18 protein-coding genes and 1 pseudogene are annotated in these 24,116 nt (G+C 65.8%); 6 read left to right on the top strand and 13 right to left on the bottom strand.

The genetic code is table 11. The features are described from left to right. The first annotated feature begins 37 nt into the window (after window positions 1-37). From tkt to pgl, 6 genes are all read left to right on the top strand, one after another. Entirely contained in the window at window positions 38-2,140 is a 2,103-nt protein-coding gene (gene tkt, locus VH571_RS05455; RefSeq protein WP_423263654.1) for a transketolase, read from the top strand. Window positions 2,141-2,164: 24 nt separating this feature from the next. Then, window positions 2,165-3,286, top strand: a complete 1,122-nt coding sequence (gene tal, locus VH571_RS05450) for a transaldolase (protein ID WP_423263653.1) — start codon at window positions 2,165-2,167, stop codon at window positions 3,284-3,286. Next, window positions 3,283-4,896: a glucose-6-phosphate isomerase gene (locus VH571_RS05445; RefSeq protein ID WP_423263652.1), complete on the top strand. Its 1,614-nt coding sequence runs from the start codon at window positions 3,283-3,285 to the stop codon at window positions 4,894-4,896. Before tal ends, VH571_RS05445 begins: the two co-directional genes overlap by 4 nt. A gap of 106 nt (window positions 4,897-5,002) precedes the next feature. Next, window positions 5,003-6,559, top strand: coding sequence for a glucose-6-phosphate dehydrogenase (gene zwf / locus VH571_RS05440; protein WP_423263651.1), 1,557 nt, complete (start codon window positions 5,003-5,005; stop codon window positions 6,557-6,559). After that, window positions 6,556-7,506, top strand: coding sequence for a glucose-6-phosphate dehydrogenase assembly protein OpcA (locus tag VH571_RS05435; RefSeq protein WP_055957789.1), 951 nt, complete (start codon window positions 6,556-6,558; stop codon window positions 7,504-7,506). The genes zwf and VH571_RS05435 overlap by 4 nt, the downstream gene beginning before the upstream one ends. Window positions 7,507-7,508: 2 nt before the next feature. Beyond that, entirely contained in the window at window positions 7,509-8,279 is a 771-nt protein-coding gene (gene pgl / locus VH571_RS05430) for a 6-phosphogluconolactonase (RefSeq protein WP_423263649.1), read from the top strand. A 235-nt stretch (window positions 8,280-8,514) separates the two neighbouring features. On the opposite strand, the gene VH571_RS05425 is transcribed toward pgl, so the two are convergent. The 13 genes and pseudogenes from VH571_RS05425 to coaE all read right to left on the bottom strand — a co-directional run bounded on the left by VH571_RS05425 (window position 8,515) and on the right by coaE (window position 23,995). Then, window positions 8,515-8,883 carry an RNA polymerase-binding protein RbpA gene (locus tag VH571_RS05425; RefSeq protein WP_055957795.1) on the bottom strand — a complete coding sequence of 123 codons (369 nt, stop codon included), beginning with the start codon at window positions 8,881-8,883 and terminating at the stop codon, window positions 8,515-8,517. Beyond that, window positions 8,883-9,134, bottom strand: coding sequence for a preprotein translocase subunit SecG (gene secG / locus VH571_RS05420; RefSeq protein WP_055957799.1), 252 nt, complete (start codon window positions 9,132-9,134; stop codon window positions 8,883-8,885). Before secG ends, VH571_RS05425 begins: the two co-directional genes overlap by 1 nt. Window positions 9,135-9,189: 55 nt before the next feature. Next, complete coding sequence (tpiA, locus tag VH571_RS05415; protein ID WP_055957802.1) at window positions 9,190-9,978, bottom strand: triose-phosphate isomerase; 789 nt, start codon at window positions 9,976-9,978, stop codon at window positions 9,190-9,192. Next, the gene (locus VH571_RS05410; RefSeq protein WP_423263647.1) at window positions 9,972-11,183 is read right to left on the bottom strand and encodes a phosphoglycerate kinase; all 1,212 of its coding nucleotides are present in this window, start codon (window positions 11,181-11,183) and stop codon (window positions 9,972-9,974) included. The genes tpiA and VH571_RS05410 overlap by 7 nt, the downstream gene beginning before the upstream one ends. 38 nt (window positions 11,184-11,221) lie before the next feature. Beyond that, window positions 11,222-12,226 carry a type I glyceraldehyde-3-phosphate dehydrogenase gene (gap, locus tag VH571_RS05405; RefSeq protein ID WP_055957807.1) on the bottom strand — a complete coding sequence of 335 codons (1,005 nt, stop codon included), beginning with the start codon at window positions 12,224-12,226 and terminating at the stop codon, window positions 11,222-11,224. Between the two features lie 109 nt (window positions 12,227-12,335). Then, a pseudogene (locus VH571_RS05400) lies at window positions 12,336-12,744 on the bottom strand (superoxide dismutase). Window positions 12,745-13,052: 308 nt separating this feature from the next. Continuing rightward, entirely contained in the window at window positions 13,053-14,033 is a 981-nt protein-coding gene (gene whiA, locus VH571_RS05395) for a DNA-binding protein WhiA (protein WP_055957811.1), read from the bottom strand. Window positions 14,034-14,192: 159 nt separating this feature from the next. After that, the gene (gene rapZ, locus VH571_RS05390) at window positions 14,193-15,074 is read right to left on the bottom strand and encodes an RNase adapter RapZ (RefSeq protein ID WP_055957812.1); all 882 of its coding nucleotides are present in this window, start codon (window positions 15,072-15,074) and stop codon (window positions 14,193-14,195) included. A gap of 55 nt (window positions 15,075-15,129) precedes the next feature. Next, window positions 15,130-17,103, bottom strand: coding sequence for an excinuclease ABC subunit UvrC (uvrC, locus tag VH571_RS05385; RefSeq protein WP_423263646.1), 1,974 nt, complete (start codon window positions 17,101-17,103; stop codon window positions 15,130-15,132). Window positions 17,104-17,109: 6 nt separating this feature from the next. Then, complete coding sequence (uvrA, locus tag VH571_RS05380) at window positions 17,110-20,229, bottom strand: excinuclease ABC subunit UvrA (protein WP_423263645.1); 3,120 nt, start codon at window positions 20,227-20,229, stop codon at window positions 17,110-17,112. A gap of 56 nt (window positions 20,230-20,285) precedes the next feature. Then, complete coding sequence (locus VH571_RS05375) at window positions 20,286-21,206, bottom strand: SDR family NAD(P)-dependent oxidoreductase (RefSeq protein ID WP_423263644.1); 921 nt, start codon at window positions 21,204-21,206, stop codon at window positions 20,286-20,288. After that, window positions 21,196-23,262 (bottom strand): excinuclease ABC subunit UvrB, encoded by a 2,067-nt coding sequence (uvrB, locus tag VH571_RS05370; RefSeq protein WP_055957819.1) that lies wholly within the window; start codon window positions 23,260-23,262, stop codon window positions 21,196-21,198. The genes VH571_RS05375 and uvrB overlap by 11 nt, the downstream gene beginning before the upstream one ends. A 109-nt stretch (window positions 23,263-23,371) precedes the next feature. Next, the gene (gene coaE / locus VH571_RS05365) at window positions 23,372-23,995 is read right to left on the bottom strand and encodes a dephospho-CoA kinase (RefSeq protein ID WP_423263643.1); all 624 of its coding nucleotides are present in this window, start codon (window positions 23,993-23,995) and stop codon (window positions 23,372-23,374) included. Window positions 23,996-24,116: the final 121 nt, after the last annotated feature.

The raw sequence follows: 24,116 nt of genomic DNA, 5'->3' as shown, positions 1-24,116 counted from the left end.
ACCCGCGCAATCTCGCATCAAGAAGGGTCATCTTCAAGTGGCAGATCTGCAATGGGAATCCATTGACAACAAGGCAGTGAACACTGTCCGCGTTCTCGCGGCCGATGCGGTTGAGAAGGTGGGAAACGGTCACCCGGGTACGGCGATGAGCCTTGCTCCCGCTGCTTATCTGCTCTTCCAGAAGGTCATGGCGCGCGACCCCAGCGATAGCACCTGGATCGGGCGCGACCGCTTCATCCTGTCTGTCGGCCACTCGTCGCTGACGCAGTACATCCAGTTCTACCTCGGTGGCTACGGCCTCGAGCTCGAAGACCTCGAGGCGCTCCGCACCTGGGGCTCCAAGACTCCCGGTCACCCCGAGTACGGCCACACCGACGGTATCGAGATCACCACCGGCCCCCTGGGTCAGGGTCTCGCGAGCTCGGTTGGTTTCGCCTACGCGGCCCGCTTCGAGCGCGGTCTGTTCGACCCCGAGGCTGCCGCCGGTACGAGCCCGTTCGACCACTTCGTCTACGTGATCGCCGGCGACGGCGACATGCAGGAGGGCGTCACCAGCGAGGCCGCCTCGCTCGCAGGCCACCAGCAGCTCGGCAACCTCATCGCGATCTACGACTCGAACCAGATCTCGATCGAGGACGACACCAACATCGCCTTCACCGAAGACGTGCACAAGCGCTTCGAGGCCTACGACTGGGATGTCCAGGTCGTCGACTGGAAGAAGACCGGCGAGTACGTCGAAGACGTCGCCGAACTGCACGACGCCATCGAGCGCGCCAAGGGAATCACCGACAAGCCGTCGCTGATCATCCTCAAGACGATCATCGCCTGGCCGTCCCCGACCAAGCAGGGTTCGGGCAAGTCGCACGGCTCCGCTCTCGGGAAAGACGAGATCGCCGGCCTCAAGCGCTTCCTCGAGTTCGACCCCGAGAAGTCGTTCGACGTCGACCCCGAGGTTCTGTCTCACACCCGCAAGGCCGTCGAGCGCGGCCAGGCTCTGCACGCCGAGTGGAACACCAAGCTCGACGCGTGGGCCGCTGCGAACCCCGAGAAAAAGGTCCTTCTCGACCGCATCCTCGCCGGCGACCTCCCCGAGGGCCTCGAAGAAGCCCTCCCGGTCTTCGAATCCGGCAAAGAGGTCTCGACGCGTGCCGCTTCCGGCCAGGTCATCAACGGCATCGCCGGTGTCCTCCCTGAGTTCTGGGGCGGCTCCGCCGACCTCGCCGAGTCGAACCTCACGTCGATCAAGGGTGCGAAGTCGTTCGTGCCGACCGAGTGGTCGACCCATGAGTGGAGCGGCGACCCCTACGGCCGCGTTCTCCACTTCGGCATCCGCGAGCACGCCATGGGATCGATCCTCAACGGAATCGTCCTGCACGGCAACACGCGCCCCTTCGGCGGTACGTTCCTGATCTTCTCCGACTACATGCGTCCGGCCGTTCGTCTCGCCGCGCTCATGAAGGCGCCGGTCACCTACGTGTGGACTCACGACTCCGTCGCCCTCGGTGAAGACGGCCCGACGCACCAGCCGGTGGAGCAGCTCGCCGCCCTTCGTGCGATCCCCGACTTCTCGATGGTCCGCCCTGCCGACGCCAACGAGACGGCCTACGCGTGGCTCACGATCCTGCAGCGCTTCAACGGCCCGGCCGGTCTCGCGCTCAGCCGTCAGAACCTCCCGGTCTTCGAGCGCGGTGACGGTGACGCCACCGGCGAGACCTTCGCCTCGGCGAAGAATGTCGCCAAGGGTGCTTACGTGCTGGCCGAGGCCCCGGGCGGAACCCCCGACGTGCTCCTCATCGCCACGGGTTCCGAGGTTCAGATCGCTGTCGAGGCCCGCGAGGTGCTTCGTGGCGAGGGAATCAACGCCCGCGTCATCTCTGCTCCGAGCCTCGAATGGTTCGACGAGCAGAGCGACGACTACAAGGAGTCGGTCCTCCCGACCGCCGTCAAGGCGCGCGTCTCCATCGAGGCCGGCGTGGCGATGCCCTGGAAGGGCATCGTCGGTGACGCCGGTCGCAGCGTCTCGATCGAGCACTTCGGTGCCTCGGCCGACTACAAGACTCTCTATCAGAAGTTCGGCATCACGACCGAGGCTGCGGTCGCCGCAGCCAAAGACAGCCTGAACTCGCTGGCCGCTCACTGAGCGCCCGCAGAAAGAAGAACAGCAATGACTGACACCACAGCAACCACCCCCACCGCCCAGCTCTCCGCCGCTGGCGTGAGCATCTGGCTCGACGACCTGTCGCGCGAGCGCATCAAGTCGGAGGGTCTGCAGAAGATCATCGCCGAGCGCAACGTCGTCGGCGTCACGACCAACCCGACGATCTTCGCGTCGGCTCTCGCCAAGGGCGAGGCCTACGACGAGCAGGTCGCCGAACTGGCCAAGGCCGGCACCGGTGTGACCGACGCCGTCTTCGAGATCACCACCGACGACGTCGCCGACGCGTGCAACGTCTTCAAGCCGATCTACGACGCCACGAACGGCTTCGACGGCCGCGTCTCGATCGAGGTCGAGCCCGGTCTGGCGCACGACGCCGCCGGCACGATCAGCCAGGCCAAGCAGCTGTTCGACAAGGTCAACAAAGAGAACGTCCTCATCAAGATCCCGGCGACTATCGAGGGCCTCGAGGCCATCACCGCCGTCATCGCCGAGGGCATCAGCGTCAACGTCACGTTGATCTTCTCGCTCGAGCGCTACCGTGCCGTCATCAACGCCTACCTGACCGGTCTCGAGCAGGCGAAGGCCGCTGGCAAAGACCTCTCGAAGATCCACTCGGTCGCCTCGTTCTTCGTGTCGCGTGTCGACACCGAGATCGACAAGCGTCTCGACGCCGTCGGAACGGACGAGGCGAAGGCACTCAAGGGCAAGGCGGGCGTCGCGAACGCTCAGCTGGCCTACGAGGTCTTCGGTCAGGCATTCGCAACCGAGCGCGCTGCCGGCCTTCTCGCCGAGGGTGCGAACAAGCAGCGTCCGCTGTGGGCATCGACCGGCGTGAAAGACCCCAACGTCCTCGACACCACCTACGTGGTCGAGCTCGTCGCGGCCGACGTCGTCAACACCATGCCGGAGAAGACCCTCGAGGCCACCTTCGACCACGGCGTCATCGCGGGCGACACCATCACGGGCTCCTACGCCGCCGCCAACGAGGTCATGGACGCCATCGCGGCCCAGGGCGTCTCGTATGACGACGTCGTCGGTGTGCTCGAGTCGGAGGGCGTCGACAAGTTCATCGTCTCCTGGAACGAGCTCCTCGACACCGTGACGGCGGCGCTGGAATCCGCTAAGTGACCATTGCTGTAACCGCGTCGGGCCCGGCTGCTGCTGCAGTCGGGTCCGTCGTCCCCTCGCTCGTGCGCGACCTGGTCGCGTCGGGCATCACGGTTCAGGATCCCAGCCTCTGGGGTCCTGACGCCGAGCACGAGGCTTCCACGCGACTCGGCTGGACCGAGTCCGTGGCGTCCTCGGCTGAAGTAGTCCCCCGGATCCTTGCGCTTCGCGAGAAGCTCACGGCGAAGGGGCTTACGCACTTCGTGTTGGCAGGGATGGGCGGATCCTCGCTCGCCCCAGAGGTCATCACTCGCACCTACGGCGTCGATCTCACCGTGCTCGACGCCACGGTGCCGGGGCAGGTTCTCTCGGCCCTGAACGACGACCTCGAGCACACGGTGCTGATCGTTTCATCGAAGTCCGGATCGACCGTCGAGACGGCCAGCGCGCGCTCCGTGTTCGAGAAGGCATTGTCCGACGCCGGCTTCACCGACCTCGCCGATCGCATCGTCGTGGTCACCGACGCCGGCTCGCCGCTCGACGAGTCGGCTCGCGCGGCCGGCTACGAGGTCTTTGCGGCGGATCCGAACATCGGTGGGCGCTATTCGGCCCTTTCGGCTTTCGGGCTCGTTCCTGCTGGTCTCGCGGGAGCAGACATCGAGGAGCTCCTTGCCGAGGCGGACGCCGTCACGGTCGAGCTCGCTCAGGATCGACCCGACAACCCCGGTCTCGTGCTCGGGGCTGTTCTCGCGGGTACCACTCCCCTGCGCGACAAGATCGTGCTCGTCGCCGACGGCACGCACCTGCAAGGCTTCCCCGACTGGGCAGAGCAGTTGATCGCCGAGTCGACGGGTAAGAACGGTCGCGGGCTCCTGCCCGTGGTGGTCGGCGTCGACGCCCCCGAAATCACGGCCGGTCTCAACGACGTCCAGGTGATTCGGCTCGTCGGCTCGACCGAAGAGACCCGCGAGGTCTCCCCCGGAGAGGTCGAGATCTCAGGATCCCTCGGGGCACAGTTTCTGGTGTGGGAGTACGCGGTTGCAGTGGCCGGACGCCTCCTCGGCGTCAACCCGTTCGACCAGCCTGACGTCGAGTCGGCCAAAGCGGCGACGCGTGCGCTGCTCGACGGCTCTCCCGCTCCTGTATCCGCGGCGCTTTCGCAGTCTGCGATGGTCACGGACGGCATCGCGGTTCGCACGAGCCCCGGCCTCGAGCCCGGTGAGTCAATTTCATCCGCAGTGACTGCCCTTCTCGAACACCTGACTGGCGACGGATACGTCGCCCTTCACGCCTACATCGACCGGTTCGAGAATCCCGAGATCGTCGGCCTCCGCCACGTGCTCGCGGAGAGAACCGGGCGCCCGGTCACCTTCGGGTGGGGGCCTCGGTTCTTGCACTCGACCGGCCAGTACCACAAGGGTGGCCCGGCCAACGGGGTCTTCCTTCAAATCACGCAGACCCCCGGGGTCGACCTCGAGATTCCGAACAGCAGCTTCACGTTCGGCGCTCTCGTGGCCGCTCAAGCCGCGGGCGACGCAGCAGTGCTCGCTGAGCACGGCCGTCCCGTCCTGACCCTCACGGTGACGGATGTGGCGGAAGCACTTCCCGTAATTCTCAGCGCACTCCGCTGATCCGAAGGCGGGCGCGGGTCGACCTCGTGCTCGCCTTCGTGTGAGAGGGCCCGACCCCATTCCGGTCGCAGCCGACCACGACGACGCAAGGACGATGAATACTCACATGGCACCGGTGGAAATCACTCCGGAGTTCAACCCGCTGCGGTTGCCCTCCGATCGCCGACTCAACCGCATCGCCGGTCCGAGCGGCCTCATCATCTTCGGCGTGACAGGCGACCTGTCCCGCAAGAAGCTCATGCCGGCCGTCTACGACCTGGCTAACCGCGGCCTCCTCCCCCCGGGCTTCGCACTCGTCGGCTTCGCCCGACGTGAATGGGAAGACCAGGACTTCGAGCAGGTCGTGTACGAGGCGGTCAAGGAGCACGCTCGTACGCCCTTCGACGAAGACGTCTGGCGCCAGCTCAAAGAGGGGATCCGGTTCGTCCAGGGTTCGTTCGACGACGCCGATGCATTCGCCGAGCTCAAGCAGACGATCGACACGCTCGACGTCGAGCGGGGCACGATGGGCAACCACGCGTTCTACCTGTCGATCCCGCCGAAGTTCTTCCCGCTCGTCACCGAGCAGCTTCGCAACTCGGGGCTCACCGACGACAGCGTCGACGCGAATGGCGAGAAGCCCTGGCGACGTGTGGTCATCGAGAAGCCGTTCGGCAGTGACTTGAAGACGGCGCGTGAGTTGAACGCCGTCGTCGAGACCGTCTTCGAGCCCGATTCGGTGTTCCGCATTGATCACTACCTCGGCAAGGAGACGGTCCAGAACCTCCTGACGCTCCGGTTCGCGAACCAGATGTACGAACCGCTGTGGAACAGCAAGTACGTCGACCACGTGCAGATCACGATGGCCGAAGACATCGGCGTCGCTGGTCGAGCGGGCTATTACGACGGCATCGGCGCCGCGCGCGATGTGATCCAGAACCACCTGCTCCAGCTTCTCGCCCTTACCGCGATGGAGGAGCCGGTCAGCTTCAACGCCCGTGATCTGCGAGCGGAGAAAGAGAAAGTGCTGTCTGCTGTCCGTATCCCCGCCGATCTCGCTGCCGGGACGGCCCGCGGCCAGTACGCGGGTGGCTGGCAGGGTGGCGAGAAGGTCCTCGGGTTCCTCGACGAGGCCGGAATGAACCCCGAGTCGGTCACCGAGACCTTTGCGGCCATCAAGCTCGAGATAGCCACCCGTCGCTGGTCGGGCGTGCCCTTCTACCTCCGAGCCGGCAAGCGCCTGGGTCGCCGCGTGACCGAGATCGCCGTGGTCTTCAAGCGCGTTCCCGAGAATGTCTTCGGTCTCGGCGACGGAGCCGAGCTCGGCCAGAACGCCCTGGTCATCAGAGTGCAGCCCGATGAGGGTGTGACCCTCCGGTTCGGCTCGAAGGTGCCCGGAATCGGAACCCAGGTGCGCGACGTCACGATGGACTTCGGCTACGGCCACGCGTTCACCGAGGCGAGCCCCGAAGCCTACGAGCGCCTGATCCTCGACGTCCTGCTGGGTGACCCGCCGCTCTTCCCGCGCCACGAAGAGGTCGAGCTCTCCTGGAAGATCCTCGATCCCATCGAGGAGTTCTGGGGCAAGCAAGGCCAGCCCGATCAATACCGACCCGGCACCTGGGGCGCGAGCTCCGCCGACGAACTCATGGCCCGCGACGGCCGTACCTGGAGGCGACCATGATCGTCGATCTGCCCGACAGCACCATCAGCCACGTCTCGAAAGCGCTGGTAAAAATCCGCGAGGAGGGCGGCGTCGTCGCTCTGGGCCGTGTGCTCACCCTCGTGATCTCGACCAACCTCGGTCACGAAGAAGAGGCCATCGAGGCCGCCAACGAAGCGTCGCGCGAGCACCCCATGCGCGTGATCGTCATCTCGACGGCCGACGAGCCGACGGGGCACGACGAACCTCGACTCGACGCCCAGATCCGCGTCGGCGGTGACGCCGGGGCGAGCGAGGTCATCCTCCTCCGCGCCTACGGAGAGATGTCGTCCGACGAGGAGGGCCTCGTCACGGGTCTTCTGCTGCCCGACGCCCCCGTCGTCGCGTGGTGGCCGGGCAAGGCGCCGGCCATCGTCTCCGAATCGCCCCTCGGCCGAATCGCGCAGCGGCGCATCACCGACGCCGCCGCTCAAGACAACCCCCGCCAGTCGATCATCGATCTCGCCGACACGTATGCGCCCGGCGACACTGACTTCGCGTGGACGCGGCTCACCCTCTGGCGCACCCAGCTCGCGGCGGCTCTCGACCAGCCACCGTACGAGCCCGTCAACGAGGTGGAAGTTGCCGGCGCGATGGACTCCCCCTCGACGCTGCTTCTCGCCGCGTGGCTCCGACTGCAGCTGCAGGTTCCCGTGCGCCACGAAATGACGACACGGGCCACGGGCTCGAGCGGCATCCACGGCGTACGTCTGCACCGTGCCTCCGGCGTCATCGAGCTCGATCGATCGGTCGTCAACGTGGCGACTCTCTCGCAGCCCGGACAACCCGTCCACGACCTGTCGTTGCCACGCCGTAGCCTGCGCGATTGCCTGGCCGAGGAACTCCGTAGACTCGACCCCGACTCCCTCTTCGGGAATGTCGTGATGACGGGCGTGAAGCAATTGCGCGACGACCAAGAAAGCAACTGAGTGTGACGAACGATCGACGGGTGCTAGTTCACCCCGACAAACAGAACCTGGGCGCATCCGTTGCCGCTCGATTCATCACCAAGATCATCGACGTGATCGAAGAACAGGACTACGCGTCCGTCGTCTTGAGCGGAGGGTCGGTCAGCACGCTCGTGTTGGCAGCCATCAACCGCTCCGAGGCGCGCGACAGCGTCGACTGGTCGAAGGTCTCGTTCTGGTGGTCTGACGAGCGTTGGGTCGAAGCGGGTTCTGACGACCGCAACGATCGCGCGAACGGGGCCGACCTCCTCGACCACATCGGCGTACCTGCCGAGAACGTGCACCGCTTCGGTGCGGTCGGCGACTACCCCACCGTCGACGAGGCTGCCGCCGCCTACGTGGCCGAGCTCAAAGAGCACGCGCAGGGTGACGACGAGTCTCCCCGGTTCGACATCACGCTCCTCGGAGTCGGACCCGACGGGCACATCGCGTCGCTGTTCCCCGACAAGCCGCAGATCAGCATGACGACGCCGATCGTGCTCACGATCGACGACAGCCCGAAGCCGCCGCCGGTGCGCCTCACGCTGAGCCTCCCGGCGATCAACAACTCGCAGCGGGTATGGATGATCCTCGCGGGCGCCGAGAAGGCCTCGTCGCTCGGGCTGGCCCTCGCCGGTGCCGGCGCCGACCAGGTTCCGGTCGCGGGCGTCAAGGGTCGCAAGCGCACGGTGTTCTTCGTCGACAAAGACGCGGCCGCCGAGGTGCCGGAGCAGCTCATCGCGTCGACCTACTGAGCCAGACCCCCGAAACGAAGGATCCGAGACCGCCCTGGTCTCGGATCCTTCGGTTTTCGCGTTCCGCCCGGTGGTCCCCCGCCGCCCCCTTGCCGAATTGGAAGGAGAAACGTCACCGGGCCGACGAATTCATGCGGATCGGGGGCCGTCGGCAAGGATTTCTCCTTCGAATTCGGGAAAAGGGGCCCGCGCACGCAAAAACCCCCGGCCGAAGCCGGGGGTCTCGACGAACAAACTACTTCTTTGCGGGGACCTTGCCGCGGCGAACGCGCAACGCCTGCAGCGCCTCGTCGAGAAGCTGAGCAGCCTCTTCTTCGGTGCGACGCTCTTTGACGTAGGCCAGGTGCGTCTTGTACGGCTCGAGCTTCGCTACGACCGGAGGGTTCTCTTTGTCGCGGCCAGCAGGAAGACCGCTGGAGGGCGAGTCGACCGTCTCGGGAATCTCTTCGTCGGGCACGTTGGCCGCGAAGTGACGGACGACCTCGTTGCCGAGGGCATCCCAGTACGAGATCGTGATGCGCTCTGCCTGGAACCCGCGATCCTGTTCGCCCATGGGCCCTGCGCCGACGCGTGACCCCCGAATTGCGCTACCGCCTGATGCCATTACGAACCTGCCGAAAACTTGGTGATGAGGCCCAGAACCACGATCGACGCGATCCAGATGAGGCCGAGGATGACCGTGATGCGATTGAGGTTGCGCTCTGCGACGCCGGAGGCGCCGAGGTTGCTGGTGACGCCACCACCGAACATGTCGGAGAGGCCACCGCCACGACCACGGTGAAGAAGGATGAGCAGGGTCAGCAGGAGACTCGTGATACCGAGTACCACCTGCAGGACGACCTGGAGAATTTGCACGGAGAACCTTTCGAGGGGCGGGCCGTCAGCAATTATAGCCCGCGACCGGGGAGTTTCAGACTCCGACGTGGTTCTGGAAGCGGACGATGCTCGCGAACTCGGTGATGTCGAGACTCGCGCCACCGACAAGTGCGCCGTCGACGTCGGGTTCGCGCATGAAGGTGGCGATGTTCGCCGCCTTGACGCTGCCACCGTAGAGAACCCTCGTCGAGGCGGCAGCATCGGCCCCCAACTCGTCGACCAGCGTTGCTCGAAGGGCTGCGCAGACTTGCTGAGCTTGGTCAGGAGTCGCGGCCTGACCGGAGCCGATTGCCCAGACAGGCTCGTAGGCCACAACGATCTCGGCGGTCTTCGGAACGGACGCCAGTGCCGCCTTCAGCTGCGCGACGGGCACAGCGCTCGGCCCGTGCTTTTCGAGGTCTTCTGCGGTCTCGCCGACGCACAGCACCGGTACGAGGCCGTGACGGTGTGCCGCGGCGACCTTGGCGGCCACGACCTCGTCGGTCTCGCCATGGATCGTGCGGCGCTCGGAGTGCCCAACGATCACGTACTTCACGTCGAGTCGAGCGAGGAAGGCTCCTGAGATGTCGCCGGTGAAGGCACCCGAGTCGTTGTCGGAGAGATCTTGGGCACCGAGCTCGAGTTCGAGCTTGTCAGCGTCGATCAGCGTCTGGACGCTACGGAGGTCGGTGAACGGCGGGAAAATGGCCGACTCGACCTTCGCGAAGTCGTGCTTGGCGTCTTTGAGGCTCCACGCGAGCTTCTGGACGAACGCGATCGACTGCAGGTGGTCGAGGTTCATCTTCCAGTTGCCGGCGATGAACGGGGTGCGTGCGGTTACCATCCGAGGACCTCCAGGCCAGGCAGTTTCTTTCCCTCGAGGAATTCGAGGCTTGCGCCACCACCGGTGGAGATGTGGCCGAACTGATCGTCGGTGAAGCCGAGAGCCCGCACGGCTGAAGCCGAGTCGCCGCCCCCGACGACGCCCAGGCCATCGACCTCGGTCAGCGCCTGAGCAACCGTCTTCGTACCGGCGGCGAAAGCGTCGAACTCGAACACGCCCATGGGACCGTTCCAGAAAACGGTCTTCGACGCGGCGATGACGTCAGCAAAAGCCGACGCCGTGTCGGGGCCGATGTCGAGCCCGAGGCCGTCCGCGCCAAAGCGGGTCGACTCGATCGCGTCCGATGCGACCGTCTCGTGGTCGGCGTCGGCAGCGAATCCGGATGCGACGACGACGTCGGTCGGCAACACGAGATTGACGCCGCGAGCCTCGGCGTCGCGGATGTAGCCGCGAACGCGATCGAGCTGGTCGGTCTCAAGCAGACTCTTGCCCACGGAGTGGCCCTGAGCCGCCAGGAACGTGAACAGCATGCCGCCTCCGATGAGGAGGTTGTCGACACGTGGCAGGAGGTGCTCGATCACTCCGAGCTTGTCGGAGACCTTCGAGCCGCCGAGCACGACCGAGTAGGGGCGCTCGGGCTTCTCGGTGAGGCGCTCGAGCACGTCGAGCTCTGTCTCGATGAGGGTTCCGGCCGCGCTCGGCAGGAGCTGCGGCAGATCGTAGACGCTTGCCTGCTTGCGGTGGACGACACCGAAGCCGTCCGAGACGAAGGCCTCGCCGAGAGCTGCAAGCTGCTCGGCGAAGGCCTTCCTCTCGTCGTCGCTCTTCGAGGTCTCTGCTGCCTGGAACCGGAGGTTCTCGAGCACGATGATCTGCCCGTCGGCGAGTGAGCCGACAGCGGCGGTCGTCGCCGGGCCGGTCGTCTCCGGCGCGAAGCCGACCGACTTGCCGAGCAGTTCGCTGAGCCGCTGGGCGACCGGAGCGAGACTGTATTCGGGCTTGACCTCGCCGTCGGGTCGACCGAGGTGCGAGATGACGACGACGCGAGCGCCGGCATTGATCAGGGTGTTCAGAGTGCCAAGCGAGGCGCGCACGCGCCCGTCGTCGGTAATCGTTCCGTCTTTCAACGGGACGTTCAAGTCGCAACGGACGATGACGCGCTTGCCGGACAGGGTTCCGAGGGAATCGAGGGTTCGAAGAGCCATATGCCTAGATCTTGTCGAGGTGCAGCGGGTGAACGGGACTAGAGCTTCGCGGCCACGTACTCGGCGAGGTCGACGAGACGGTTGGAGTAGCCCCACTCGTTGTCGTACCACGACGTGATCTTGACCATGTTGCCGATGACCTTGGTCAGGCCCGAGTCGTAGATCGACGAGTGCGGGTCGGTGCGGATGTCGCTCGACACCAGCGGGTCTTCGGAGTAGAGCAGGATGCCCTTGAGGTCGCCCTCGGAAGCTTCTTTGTACGCAGCGTTGATCTGGTCGACAGTGACGGGCGTCGAGGTCTCGAGCGTCACGTCGGTGATCGAGCCTGTGGGCACGGGTACGCGAAGCGCGTAGCCATCCAGCTTGCCGGCGAGCTCCGGGATGACGAGGCCGATGGCCTTGGCCGCACCGGTCGAGGTCGGGACGATGTTCAGAGCGGCGGCACGGGCGCGACGAGGGTCGCTGTGCGGGCCGTCCTGGAGGTTCTGGTCGGCCGTGTAGGCGTGAACCGTCGTCATCAGACCGCGCTCGACGCCGAACTTGTCGAGGAACACCTTCATCAGCGGCGCGAGGCTGTTCGTGGTGCACGACGCGTTCGAGATGATGTTGTGCGAGGCGGGGTCGTACAGACCCTCGTTGACGCCGAGGACGATCGTGATGTCGTCGCCGGTGGCGGGAGCGGAGATGATGACCTTCTTGGCACCCGCGTCAATGTGCTTCTGCGCGTCGGCGGCCTTGGTGAAGAAACCGGTCGACTCGATGACGATGTCGACGCCCAGCTCGCCCCAGGGCAGGTTGGCGGGGTCGCGCTCGGCGAGGACCTTGATGGGCTTGCCATTGACGACGATGCTGTCGCCGTCGAGCTCGACGGTCGCGTCGAGGCGGCCCGTGATCGAGTCGAACTTGAGCAGGTTGGCGAGGGCTGCGTTGTCGGTCAGGTCGTTGACCGCGACGATCTCGAGGTCGCTGCCCTTGGCGAGGGCGGCGCGGAAGTAGTTACGGCCGATGCGGCCGAAGCCGTTGATGCCGATCTTGACGCTCAATGGAACTCCAGGTTGTCAGGCGTCAAAAGACGCACGTGGGTGGGGCTAGATGCTGAAAATGACGGCTTTTGGCCTCTACGACAGTAGCGCAGGGGCCCGACAGCGGGTCTTAGAAGACGAGGAGGCCGTCGGTTTTGGTGGTCGCGGCGGTGTAGCGGGCCTGGACGTTCTCCCACGAGACGATGTTCCAGAACGCTTTGACGTAGTCAGCGCGGACGTTCTGGTAGTCGAGGTAGTACGCGTGCTCCCACACGTCGAGCATCAGCAGCGGCACGAGGCCGAAGGGCACGTTGCCCTGCTGGTCGAACAGCGTTGAACGCGAGGTCTTTCTCGAGCTTGTTGACGTTCGCGAGGTTGCCGGTCTCGCGTGCTTCGGCGAGGGCGGCGTTCGCGGTGTTCGCGCCGGTGACGTAGGTCTGGTGGTGCTTGGAGTGGTGCAGCTCCATGATGCGGCCCGAGATGCTCGGCGCGAGGGCCGAGTAGTCGTAGGCAAGGTCGGGAAGAGTGTATTCAGCCATCGTGGTCTCCTAGCTATCGCGGTCATTTCAGTCTAGTGACGGCTCAGATAACGATGATCGGGCCTGACGCGAACGTTCAGGAAACGTCGTGCTGATCCGGTCGGTATTGGCCAGGGCGGCTGGTCTCCGACACGCTCGGGGCGGCCGACGGGCCAGGAGCGCAGGATCCGCCACACGTGTGCTGGATCCCCGTCTGCCCGGCACCCGAGGTACCTCGACAGTGCCCATATGGTCGTCTGCAGCTTCGGCAGGGGCCGATTTGCGCACTCTCGCGGCGGCGCCACCCGACCACCGCCGGCCAAATAAGTTCAGTCGAGATCGAGGTCGGCCGGCAGATTCGCTTCGGTACCGGGGATACCCTCGTCGGCGGCCTTCTTGTCGGCCATGGCGAGGAGGCGTCGGATGCGACCGGCGACCGCGTCTTTGGTCATGGGCGGGTCGGCGTGGTGGCCGAGCTCGTCGAGGCTGGCGTCGCGGTGAGCGAGGCGGAGCTCTCCGGCGTATTTGAGGTGGTCGGGGATGTCGGGCCCGAGGATCTCCATCGCACGGTCGACACGAGCGCAGGCGGCGACTGCGGCCTGGGCCGAGCGTCGGAGGTTGGCGTCGTCGAAGTTGACGAGGCGGTTGGCCGTGGCGCGCACCTCGCGTCGCTGACGGAGGGCCTCCCAGTCGCTCACGCTCTTGGCAGCACCCATCTGCTTGAGCATGGCGCCGATGGCTTCGCCGTCGCGGATCACGACGCGATGCACTCCCCTGACCTCGCGGGCTTTCGCGGCGATGCCGAGGCGACCGGCCGCGCCGACGAGAGCCATAGCCGCCTCGTTGCCGGGGCAGATCACCTCAAGGGCGGCGGAGCGACCGGGATCGGTCAGGCTGCCCTGGGCGAGGAAGGCACCGCGCCAGATCGCCGCCAGGTCTTCGCGGGAGCCGGTGGTGAGACGGTTCGGGAGGCCGCGGACAGGACGTCGGCGGGCGTCCATGAGGCCGGTCTGTCGTGCGAGGGTCTCGCCGGCCTCGTGCACGCGGACGAGGTAGTGGCTGGTGCGGCGCAGGCCGGTGGCGGCGACGACAGAGACGTCGCTCCGGGCACCGTAGAGCTCGGCGAGATCTTTGCGGACTCGCCGGGCAAGCAGCGCGCTGTCGAGTTCCGCTTCGACGGCGATGCGCCCCGAGATCACGTGGAGACCACCGGCGAAGCGAAGAACCGTGGCCACTTCGGCGGCCCGCACCGTGGTCTTCGAGACCTCCACGCGGGCGAGTTCTTCTTTGACGTCGGCGGTCTGAGCCAAGGGTGGTTCCTTACGTGGTCGGAGTGGGCGGCCGGGGTGGTGGCCGCCATGGCGGTCTGCTCGATCGAACAGGTGGATGGCCGAGGGTTCTGGCCATGGGCATCATGCCCGGGTGGTGGCCCTGAGCCGGGTTGTCGCGGTCAGGAGGAGATCACCGTCTCACTCTCGACCGAGGTCGCGGTGTTTGACGCTGACGGCTACTCCGGGGAGCTCGCGCAGGTGCGCGGCCAGCTCTCCGACGAGGGTCACCGATCGGTGTTTTCCGCCCGTGCAGCCAATGGCGATCGTAGCGTGTCTCTTATTTTCGCGCTGATAGCCGGCCATGACCGGCTCGAGCGCAGCACCGAAAGCAGTGACGAACTCGCGGGCTCCCGGTTGGCCCAGCACATACTCGTTGACTGCCTTGTCGAGGCCGTTCTGCGGCCGGAGCTCAGGCACCCAGAAAGGATTGGGCAGGAATCGTGCGTCGCCGACCATGTCGGCGTCGGTCGGCAGGCCGTACTTGAATCCGAAGCTGAGCACCGTCACCTGCACGCCCGGAGTCTCGGGTGCGGCGAAGCGCTCGGTGATGACGGTGGCGAGCTGGTGGATGTTGAGTTCGGAGGTGTCGACGACGATGTCGCTCGACTCCCGCAGCTCTTCCATTCGGCTTCGTTCGGCCAGGATGCCATCGAGAAGGGTGCCGTCGCCCTGAAGCGGGTGCGGTCGGCGGACCTGCTCGAACCGGCGCACGAGCGCCGCATCGGTCGCATCCAGGAACAGCACCCGGACCTTCGTGGGCATGGACTCCTGTAATGCCCGGACGGCCTCCTGCGCCTCGGAGAAGAGCCGCCCGCCACGCACATCGACGACGGCCGCGATCTTCGGCAAGGAGTCGCCGGCCCGCTCAGCCAGGTCGATCAGCGGTCGCAGCATCTGCGCAGGAAGATTGTCGACGACGTACCAGCCGAGGTCTTCGAGCGCGTTTCCGACCGTCGACCGCCCCGCTCCCGACATGCCGGTGACGATCAGGACGTCCTGCTGTTCGGTGGTTTCACTCACGGCCGGGCCTCTCGCTGGCTTCTCGACGACGGGGCGAGCTTACCCGGGCCGCGCATCACACAGTCTCTCGTGTTGAAGGCGACAGCGCAGGATCCTGAAGCTCGTCGTGGTCTTCCGGTTCGGTCTCTGAGGTGGCCGGCTGCGACGCCGTGCCCAGCGTCTCGACAATGCTCGCCGCGAGCCTCGGACCGATGCCCTTTACCTCGGAGATGTCGGAGGCCGTGGCCTTCTTGAGGCGCGCCACCGACCCGAAGTGCTTGAGGAGGACACTGACGCGGGTGGCGCCCAATCCGGGGATCTCGGCGAGCTGACTCGAGATGTCGCGCTTGCGCTTCTGTCGCTGGAACGTGATCGCGAACCGGTGCGCCTCGTCGCGGATCCGCTGGATGAGGAACAGCGCGTCGGAGTTGCGAGGCAGGATGACCGGGAAGTCGTCGTCGGGGAGCCAGATCTCTTCGAGTCGTTTCGCGATGCCGCAGAGCTGAATCCCGGTCACGCCGAGGTCGTCCATCGCGCGCTGCGCGGCTGCGACCTGGGGCTGGCCACCGTCAACGATGAGGAGATTGGGGCGGTACGCGAAGCGCTTGCGCTGCTCCCCCACTTCTTCGACCGGTGCCGTCTCGTCGTCGAGTCGCGCCAGGCGCCGTGTGAGCGTCTGGTAGATCGACTCGGTGTCGTCGGTCGAAGAGGGGATGCTGAAGCGGCGGTACTGGTCTTTGCGAGGCAGGCCGTCTTCAAAGACCACCATGGACGCGACGATGTTGGTGCCCTGCAGGTGCGACACGTCGTAGCACTCCATCCGCAACGGTGCGTCGCCCATGCCGAGAGCCTCTTGAATGTCGGCCAGAGCCGTCGAACGGGTGGCGAAGTCGGCACTGCGCCTGGTCTTGTAGAGCATCAGGGCCTGGCCGGCGTTGTTGGACGCCGTCTGCATGAGATTGGCCTTGTCGCCTCGCTGAGGTGTGTGCAGAGCCACACGCCCTCGGACTCGACCGTCTGTGCTGCCGGTCGTCCGGAGGTTCGAGAGCCAGACCTCGAGAGCCTCGGAGTCGTCGGGCAGGGTCGGCACGACGATCTCACGCGGGAGCTCGGCACCGGCGGCGTAGACGTCTTGCAGAGCCTGCTCGACGATGTCTCCGGTCGAGATCTCGATCTCTTTGTCGATCACCCACGCTCGTGCACCGCGGATGCGACCGCCCCGGACCGTGAAGAGCTGAACCGCCGCGGCGAGCTCGTCTTCCGCCACCGCGAAGAGGTCGAGGTCGACCGAGTCGCGAAGCACCACGGCCGATTTCTCGAGGACCGCTTCGAGGGCGCCGACCTGATCGCGATACTTCGCGGCGTCTTCGTAACGAAACTCCTCGGCCGCGAGCTTCATCTGCTTCTGTCGGTCGGCGATCACTCGACGGTCGTAACTGCCCATGAAGCGGACGAATTCGTCGACGATCACGCGGTGCTCGTCAATCGTCACCCGCCCGGAGCACGGGCCGCCGCACCGCCCGATCTGACCCGGGAAGCAGGGCTTGCCGGTCTCCATGGCCTTCTTGTAGCTCGAGTCGGAGCAGGTGCGGATCGGGAAGACCTTGATCATCAGGTCGATGGTGTCATGCACCGCCCAGATCTTCGGGAACGGGCCGAAGTACTTGGCGCCCTTGATGCGGGTGTTGCGGGTCACCATCACGCGGGGCGCCTCATCGGCCAGCGTGATCGCCATGAACGGATACGACTTGTCGTCACGGAACTTGACGTTGAAGGGCGGGTCGAACTCCTTGATCCAGGTGTACTCGAGCTGGAGTGCCTCGATGTCGGTGCCGACGGTGGTCCACTCGACACTCCTGGCAGTGAGCACCATTCGTCGAGTCCGCTCGTGCAGAGACGGCAGCGGAGCAAAGTAGTTGCTCAGTCGGGCTCGGAGATTTTTCGCCTTGCCGACGTAGAGCACTCGACCGCGCTCGTCGCGCCATCGATACACACCGGGCTCGGTGGGAATATCGCTCGCCTTGGGGCGCCAGGAGACAGTGTTCGACATCGCCGCCTACTTCGCCAGGGCCTTGGTGCGCGGGCGTCCCTTCGCCTTGGGGCCCGCCGCGGCGTCGATCGACCCCTTCTTCGCCGGTGCGGGAATCTCGCCCCTCGGCATCGACAGGATCTCGGCGAGGAATCGACCCGTGTGGCTCTCGGGGACCGTCGCGAGGTGCTCGGGGGTGCCCGTCGCCAGCACACGACCACCGCCGGCACCGCCCTCGGGGCCCATGTCGATCAGCCAGTCAGCCGACTTGATCACGTCGAGGTTGTGCTCGATGGTGATGACCGTGTTGCCTTTCTCGACGAGGCCGTTCAGCACGAGCAGGAGCTTGCGGACGTCTTCGAAGTGAAGGCCCGTCGTGGGCTCGTCGAGCACGTAGATGCTTCGACCGTTAGAGCGCTTCTGCAGCTCCGTCGCGAGCTTGACGCGCTGCGCCTCGCCACCCGAGAGAGTCGTGGCGCTCTGACCGAGTCGGACGTAGCCGAGACCGACGTCGACCAGGGTCGACATGAACCGCGAGATCGAGCTGATCGGGGCGAAGAACTCGGCGGCCTCGCTGATCGGCATGTCGAGCACCTCGGAGATGTTCTTGCCCTTGTAGTGCACCTGGAGGGTGTCGCGGTTGTAGCGATCTCCGCCGCAGACCTCGCAGGCGACGTAGACGTCGGGCAAGAAGTTCATCTCGATCTTGATGGTGCCGTCACCCGCGCAGTTCTCGCAGCGCCCGCCCTTGACGTTGAAGCTGAACCGGCCCGGCAGATACCCGCGGGCCTTCGCCTCGACCGTCTCCGCGAAGAGGTTGCGGATCTTGTCGAAGACACCGGTGTAGGTGGCCGGGTTCGACCGCGGGGTGCGGCCGATCGGGGCCTGGTCGACATGCACGACTTTGTCGAGGTTGTCGAGGCCGGTGACCCGAGTGTGCTTGCCGGGGATCTGACGAGCGCCGTTCAAGTTGTTGGCGAGGACCTTGTAGAGGATGTCGTTGACCAGCGACGACTTTCCGGAACCGCTCACCCCGGTGACCGCGACAAAGGTTCCGAGGGGGAAGTCGACCGTCACATCAACGAGGTTGTTGGCCCGCGCGCCGACCACGGTGATCATGCGCTTCTTGTCGATCGGGCGGCGCTTCGTCGGCGTCGCGATGGAGCGTCGCCCCGCGAGATAGTCGCCGGTGTACGACGACGTGTTGGCGAGGAGCGCCTCGTAGCTCCCCGAGTGCACGACCGTGCCGCCGTTGACGCCCGCTCCGGGGCCGATGTCGACGATCCAGTCGGCGGTGCGGATGGTGTCTTCGTCGTGCTCGACCACGATCAACGTATTGCCGAGGTTCTTCAGCTTCACGAGAGTGTCGATCAACCGACGGTTGTCGCGCTGGTGCAGACCGATCGACGGCTCGTCGAGCACGTAGAGCACGCCGGTCAGGCCGGAGCCGATCTGGGTCGCCAGACGGATGCGCTGGGCCTCGCCACCGGAGAGGGAACCGGCCGACCGCGAAAGCGAGAGGTACGTCAGGCCGACCTCGAGCAGGAACTCCAGTCGCACGCGGATCTCTCGGAGCACCTGAGCTGCGATGCGCGCCTCTCGGGTGGTGAGCTCGATGTCGTTCATGAAGGCGAACGAGTTGGTGAGGCTGAGCTCGGAGACGTCGGCGATGCTGTGGCCGTTCACCAGCACAGCCAGGACCTCGGGCTTCAAGCGCTTGCCCTTGCAGACGACGCAGGGGATCTCGCGCAGGTAGCTGGCGTAGCGCTGGCGCTGCGAGTCGCTCTCGGCCTCGGCGTACTTGCGCTCGATGTAGGGCATGACACCCTCGAAGCCGGTCGAGTACTTCATCTCGCGGCCGAAGCGGTTGCGGTAGCGAACGGTCACTTCGAAGTCGTTGCCCTCGAGCACGGCTTTCTGCACCTCGGGAGACAGATCGCGCCAGGGGGTTTTCAGCTTGAAGCCGAGGTCGCCCGCCAAGCCCTCGAGGAGCTTCTGGAAGTAGTTGTAGAGGCCCTTGCCCGACTGGGTCCAGGGCAGGATCACGCCCTCGGCCAGGCTGAGCTCTTCGTCGCCAAGGAGGAGGTCGGAGTCGACCGACATCTTCGTACCGAGGCCGGAGCACTCGGGGCACGCGCCGAACGGGGCGTTGAACGAGAAAGTACGCGGTTCGATCTCGGTGAGCTGAAGCGGGTGGTTGTTCGGGCAGGAGAGCTTCTCGGAGAACGTCCGGTAGGCGGCCGTGCCGACCTCGTCGACGAAGTTGATCGTCACGAGGCCGTCGGTCAAGCGAAGTGCGGTCTCGAGCGAGTCGGTGAGACGCTGCAGCATGTCGTCGGAAGAGACGAGGCGGTCGACGACGACGGAGATGTCGTGCTTGATCTGCTTTTTGAGCTTGGGCGGCGAGCTCAGCTGGATCTGCTCGCCGTCGACGATCGCACGGGAGTAGCCCGACGACGCGAGCTCTTTGAACAGGTCGACGAACTCGCCCTTCTTCTGCGAGATGATCGGACTGAGCACCTGGAAGCGGCGCCCGCTCTCAAGGGTCATCAGCTGGTCGGCGATCTGCTGCACGCTCTGCTTGGCGATCGGCTCACCACAGACGGGGCAGTGGGGCACGCCGATGCGCGCCCAGAGAAGGCGCATGTAGTCGTAGATCTCGGTGATCGTGCCGACGGTCGAGCGCGGGTTGCGGTTCGTCGACTTCTGGTCGATCGACACGGCAGGGCTCAGGCCCTCGATGAAGTCGACGTCGGGTCGGTCGACCTGGCCGAGAAACTGACGAGCGTAGGCCGAGAGCGACTCGACGTAGCGTCGCTGCCCCTCGGCGAAGATCGTGTCGAACGCGAGGGACGACTTGCCCGATCCGCTCAGGCCCGTGAAGACAACCAGCGAGTCTCGAGGGATGGCGAGATCGACGTTCTGGAGGTTGTGGACGCGGGCGCCTTGAACGCTCAGAGTCGAAACGTCACCGGGATCGGCGATGCTCGCGTGAACGGTGCTGAAGTCGACGGCGGTGATGTCGCTGCCCTCGATGCCGGTGGGAGCGCCATCGCGCTTCTCGGAACCCTGTTTCTGGGAACCCTGGTTCGTGGAGTCACGCTTCTGAGACACGCTGGCGGCCTTGTTGGCGGGTGAAATCGACACTCTGTCCATTCTAGGGAGGGGGCCTTCGTGAGGCGGGGGTGAGAAAAAGTGGAGGCTCAGCCGATCGCGGGCTGCAGGCGGGTGAGACGGGCGGAGAGGTTCCAGAGCCGCGCTGCCACCCTCCGGTTGCGGGCGTGTTTCTTGGCCCGAACGACCGCGGGAGCGCCGGTGAGCTGGAACCACCCATCTGGCCCCCAGTATTCCCCGCCGGCGACGTCGGCGCCCGTCGCCGCCAGCGTCAGCGGGCGAGCGCCCTGGTCTTTGCCCTGCGAAACCGTGCGCATGGGCCCCACGACGGGTGCGGGCAGCCATCGCCGCCGGACGATGCCGGGGCGCTGCTCGGTGAGGTTTTCGAGGGCGAAGCCGGGGTGGGCGACGATGCTTCGAACCGATGAACCCGCCTCGCGGAGACGGCGGTCGAGCTCGAACCCGAACGTCATGACAGCAAGCTTCGATCGGGCGTAGGCCGCATAGTTGCGGTAGCGGCTCACCATCATGGGATCGTCGAGGTCGAGCCGGACCCACCGGTGGCTGATGCTGCCGAGGTGGATGATCCGCCCCGCGTCCGCGGCCGCCAGGTCGGGGAGCAGGTGAGCGATCAGAGCAAAGTGCCCGAGGTGGTTCGTACCGAACTGCAGCTCGAAACCGTCGGCCGTAGTGGCGCGCTTCCGTGAACCAACGACTCCGGCATTGGCCACGAGGGTGTCGACCGCTCCCCCGGACCGGATCTCGAGAGCGGCCCGGCGGACCGAGTCGAGGTCGGCGAGGTCGGCGACGACGATCTCGAGATCGGCTCCGGGAACGCGCTCGCGTACGAGGGAGGCGGCAGTCTCGGCCCGGCCCCGATCACGGCACGCCATCACGACGGTCACTCCCGTGGCGGCAAGCTGCTCGGTCACGAAATACCCGAGACCGGCGTTTGCCCCCGTGACGACGACGCGTCGCCTCGGCGACCCGTCGTCGGACTCAGCGGACATGCCCGGCCGCCTCCATGCCGCGAAGGTCTTTCTTCAACTCGGCGACCTCGTCGCGGAGACGCCCGGCCAATTCAAATTTCAGCTCAGCTGCGGCTTGGAGCATCTGGTCGTTGAGGTCGGCGATGATCGATTCGATACCGCCAGCGGCGGCAGCGGCCTTCCCCTCACGGCGCAGGTTCGGCGTCGGGGCCCGCTTGGAGCCCTGCCGGCCAGCGAGGAGCTCGGCCGTGTCGGCGCCCTCCCGGGCCAGGATCTCGGTGATGTCGGCGATCTTCTTGCGGAGCGGCTGCGGGTCGATGCCACGCTCCAGGTTGTAGGCGATCTGCTTGTCGCGGCGCCGCTCGGTCTCGTCGAGAGCCTGAGCCATCGAATCGGTCATCTTGTCGGCGTACATGTGCACCTCACCCGACACGTTGCGGGCTGCGCGGCCGATCGTCTGGATGAGCGACGTCGACGATCGCAGGAAGCCCTCTTTGTCGGCGTCGAGGATCGCGACGAGAGACACCTCGGGAAGGTCGAGGCCCTCTCGAAGAAGGTTGATGCCGACCAGGACGTCGTAGACGCCCTGGCGGAGCTCGGTCAGGAGCTCGACGCGACGAAGCGTGTCGACGTCGGAGTGGAGGTACCGCACCCGGACACCGGCTTCGGTAAGGAAGTCGGTGAGCTCTTCGGACATCTTCTTCGTCAGGGTTGTGACGAGCACCCGCTCGTTTTTGTCGACCCGGATCTTGATTTCTTCAAGGAGGTCGTCAATCTGGCCTTCGGACGGCTTGACGATGATCTTGGGGTCGATGAGACCGGTCGGGCGGATGATCTGCTCAACGACGCTGTCGGTGATGCCGAGCTCGTAGCGCCCCGGGGTCGCCGACAGGTAGACCTTCTGGCCGACGCGGTTGAGGAACTCCTCGAACTTGAGAGGGCGGTTGTCGAGCGCGCTCGGAAGGCGGAAGCCATGGTCGACGAGGGTGCGCTTGCGTGAGGCATCGCCCTCGTACATGGCACCGATCTGGGGCACGGTGACGTGCGACTCGTCGATGACCACGAGGAAGTCGTCGGCGAAGTAGTCGAGCAGACAGTGCGGAGCCTCGCCCGGTTGACGGCCGTCGATGTGCGCTGAGTAGTTTTCAATGCCGTTGCAGAAGCCGATCTGCTCCATCATCTCGAGGTCGAACGTGGTGCGCATGCGCAGCCGCTGCGACTCGAGCAGCTTGCCCTGCTTGTCGAGCTCGGCGAGCCGCTCGGCGAGCTCCTCTTTGATCGTGCCGATGGCACGATGCATGACGTCGGTGCCCGCCACGTAGTGCGACCCGGGGAACACGGAGACCGCGTCGATCGTGCGGACGACATCACCCGTGAGGGGATGCAGGTAGTACAGCGCCTCGATCTCGTCGCCGAACATCTCGATGCGAATCGCGAGCTCTTCGTACATCGGGATGATCTCGATCGTGTCGCCTCGCACGCGGAAGTTGCCACGGGAGAAGTCGATGTCGTTGCGCTGGTATTGCATCGCCACGAATCGCCGAACGAGCTGGTCGCGCGGGATCGACATACCGACCTGGAGGGCGATCATCGCCTCCATGTACCCCTCGGGGGTGCCGAGACCGTAGATGCAGGAGACGGTCGAGACCACGATCACGTCGCGTCGGCTCAGGAGCGAGTTGGTCGTCGAGTGACGCAGCCGTTCGACCTCGGCGTTGATCGAGGAGTCTTTCTCGATGAAGGTGTCGGTCTGAGGCACGTACGCCTCAGGCTGGTAGTAGTCGTAGTACGACACGAAGTACTCGACTGCATTGTGCGGGAAGAGCTCACGGAACTCGTTGGCGAGCTGGGCCGCCAGGGTCTTGTTGTGGGCGAGGACGAGCGTGGGGCGCTGCACCTGCTCGACGAGCCACGCGGTGGTCGCCGACTTGCCCGTGCCGGTCGCGCCGAGAAGGACGACATCGGTTTCTCCGGCGTTGATACGGCCGGCGAGCTCAGCGATAGCGGCAGGCTGATCGCCGCTCGGCTGGTACTCGCTGACCACTTCGAAGGGGCGCACACTGCGAGTCGGTTCCATAGAACAAGTCTACGAGCGACCGCCGACACTCGTCCGACTCGAGCAGCCGGCCCCGGGGTGCTGGGAGCGAACAGGCGTCGGATCCTCGGGTATTTTCGGGCCGTCCCGCCTACTGTCGAGACACCTTCGCGCGGGCAAGAGCCTGCAATCTCTCGGCAAGTCGATCGGTCTGTTCGAGAGTCGACTCGATGCTCGTCGAGGAGTCGACGACGTCGTCGGCCACAGCGAGCCGGGCCTCGTCGGTCGCCTGCGCATCCACGCGGCGTTCGGCATCGGCCCGGGTCATTCCGCGCAGGTCGACGAGGCGCGAGATGCGCTCGTCACGCGGCGTATGCACGACCACGACGTGGTCGAACTCCCCCGCGCCGCGAGACTCGACGAGCAACGGAACGTCGTACACCACGACCCGGGAGGCGTCGTCTGCAACTGCCTCGCGCATGCGCTGCTGGCTCAGTTGACGGACGGCGGGGTGAGTGATCGCCTCGAGAGCGAGTCGGGCATCAGGATCCGCGAAGACGATCGACCCCAACGCGGCCCGGTCGAGCGAACCGTCGTCGCTCAGCACGGTCGGCCCGAATCGCTCGGCGATTGCCCGGAGCCCGGCGCTGCCCGGCTCGACGACCTCGCGCGCGAGCTTGTCGGCGTCGATGTGCGCCGCGCCGTGGCTGGCGAGCCGCGTCGAGACAAGTGTCTTGCCTGCTGCGATCCCGCCGGTCAGCCCTACTACGAACACAGCAACACCCTAGTGCCCGCCCGAGGAGCTCGGCTGGTCGGTGTCGCCGCCACCGTGATGGCGAGATGGCCGAGACCACGGGTATCGGCGCGCGAGCCGGGAGATCCGGCCATCTCGCGCG

Origin of the sequence: Frondihabitans sp. 4ASC-45, from assembly GCF_049472575.1 — a bacterium.
GTDB lineage: Bacteria > Actinomycetota > Actinomycetes > Actinomycetales > Microbacteriaceae > Frondihabitans.
Note: the sequence above shows the minus strand (reverse complement) of the source record. Positions and strands in the feature narration are given on the sequence as shown.

Bases quoted from the DNA above. Each gene is read 5' to 3' on its own strand.
- tal (WP_423263653.1), top strand. From the start codon at position 2,165: ATGACTGACACCACAGCAACCACCCCCACCGCCCAGCTCTCCGCCGCT.
- zwf (WP_423263651.1), top strand. From the start codon at position 5,003: ATGGCACCGGTGGAAATCACTCCGGAGTTCAACCCGCTGCGGTTGCCC.
- VH571_RS05435 (WP_055957789.1), top strand. From the start codon at position 6,556: ATGATCGTCGATCTGCCCGACAGCACCATCAGCCACGTCTCGAAAGCG.
- VH571_RS05425 (WP_055957795.1), bottom strand. From the start codon at position 8,883: ATGGCATCAGGCGGTAGCGCAATTCGGGGGTCACGCGTCGGCGCAGGG.
- tpiA (WP_055957802.1), bottom strand. From the start codon at position 9,978: ATGGTAACCGCACGCACCCCGTTCATCGCCGGCAACTGGAAGATGAAC.
- VH571_RS05410 (WP_423263647.1), bottom strand. From the start codon at position 11,183: ATGGCTCTTCGAACCCTCGATTCCCTCGGAACCCTGTCCGGCAAGCGC.
- uvrC (WP_423263646.1), bottom strand. From the start codon at position 17,103: ATGTCGAACACTGTCTCCTGGCGCCCCAAGGCGAGCGATATTCCCACC.
- VH571_RS05375 (WP_423263644.1), bottom strand. From the start codon at position 21,206: ATGTCCGCTGAGTCCGACGACGGGTCGCCGAGGCGACGCGTCGTCGTC.
- uvrB (WP_055957819.1), bottom strand. From the start codon at position 23,262: ATGGAACCGACTCGCAGTGTGCGCCCCTTCGAAGTGGTCAGCGAGTAC.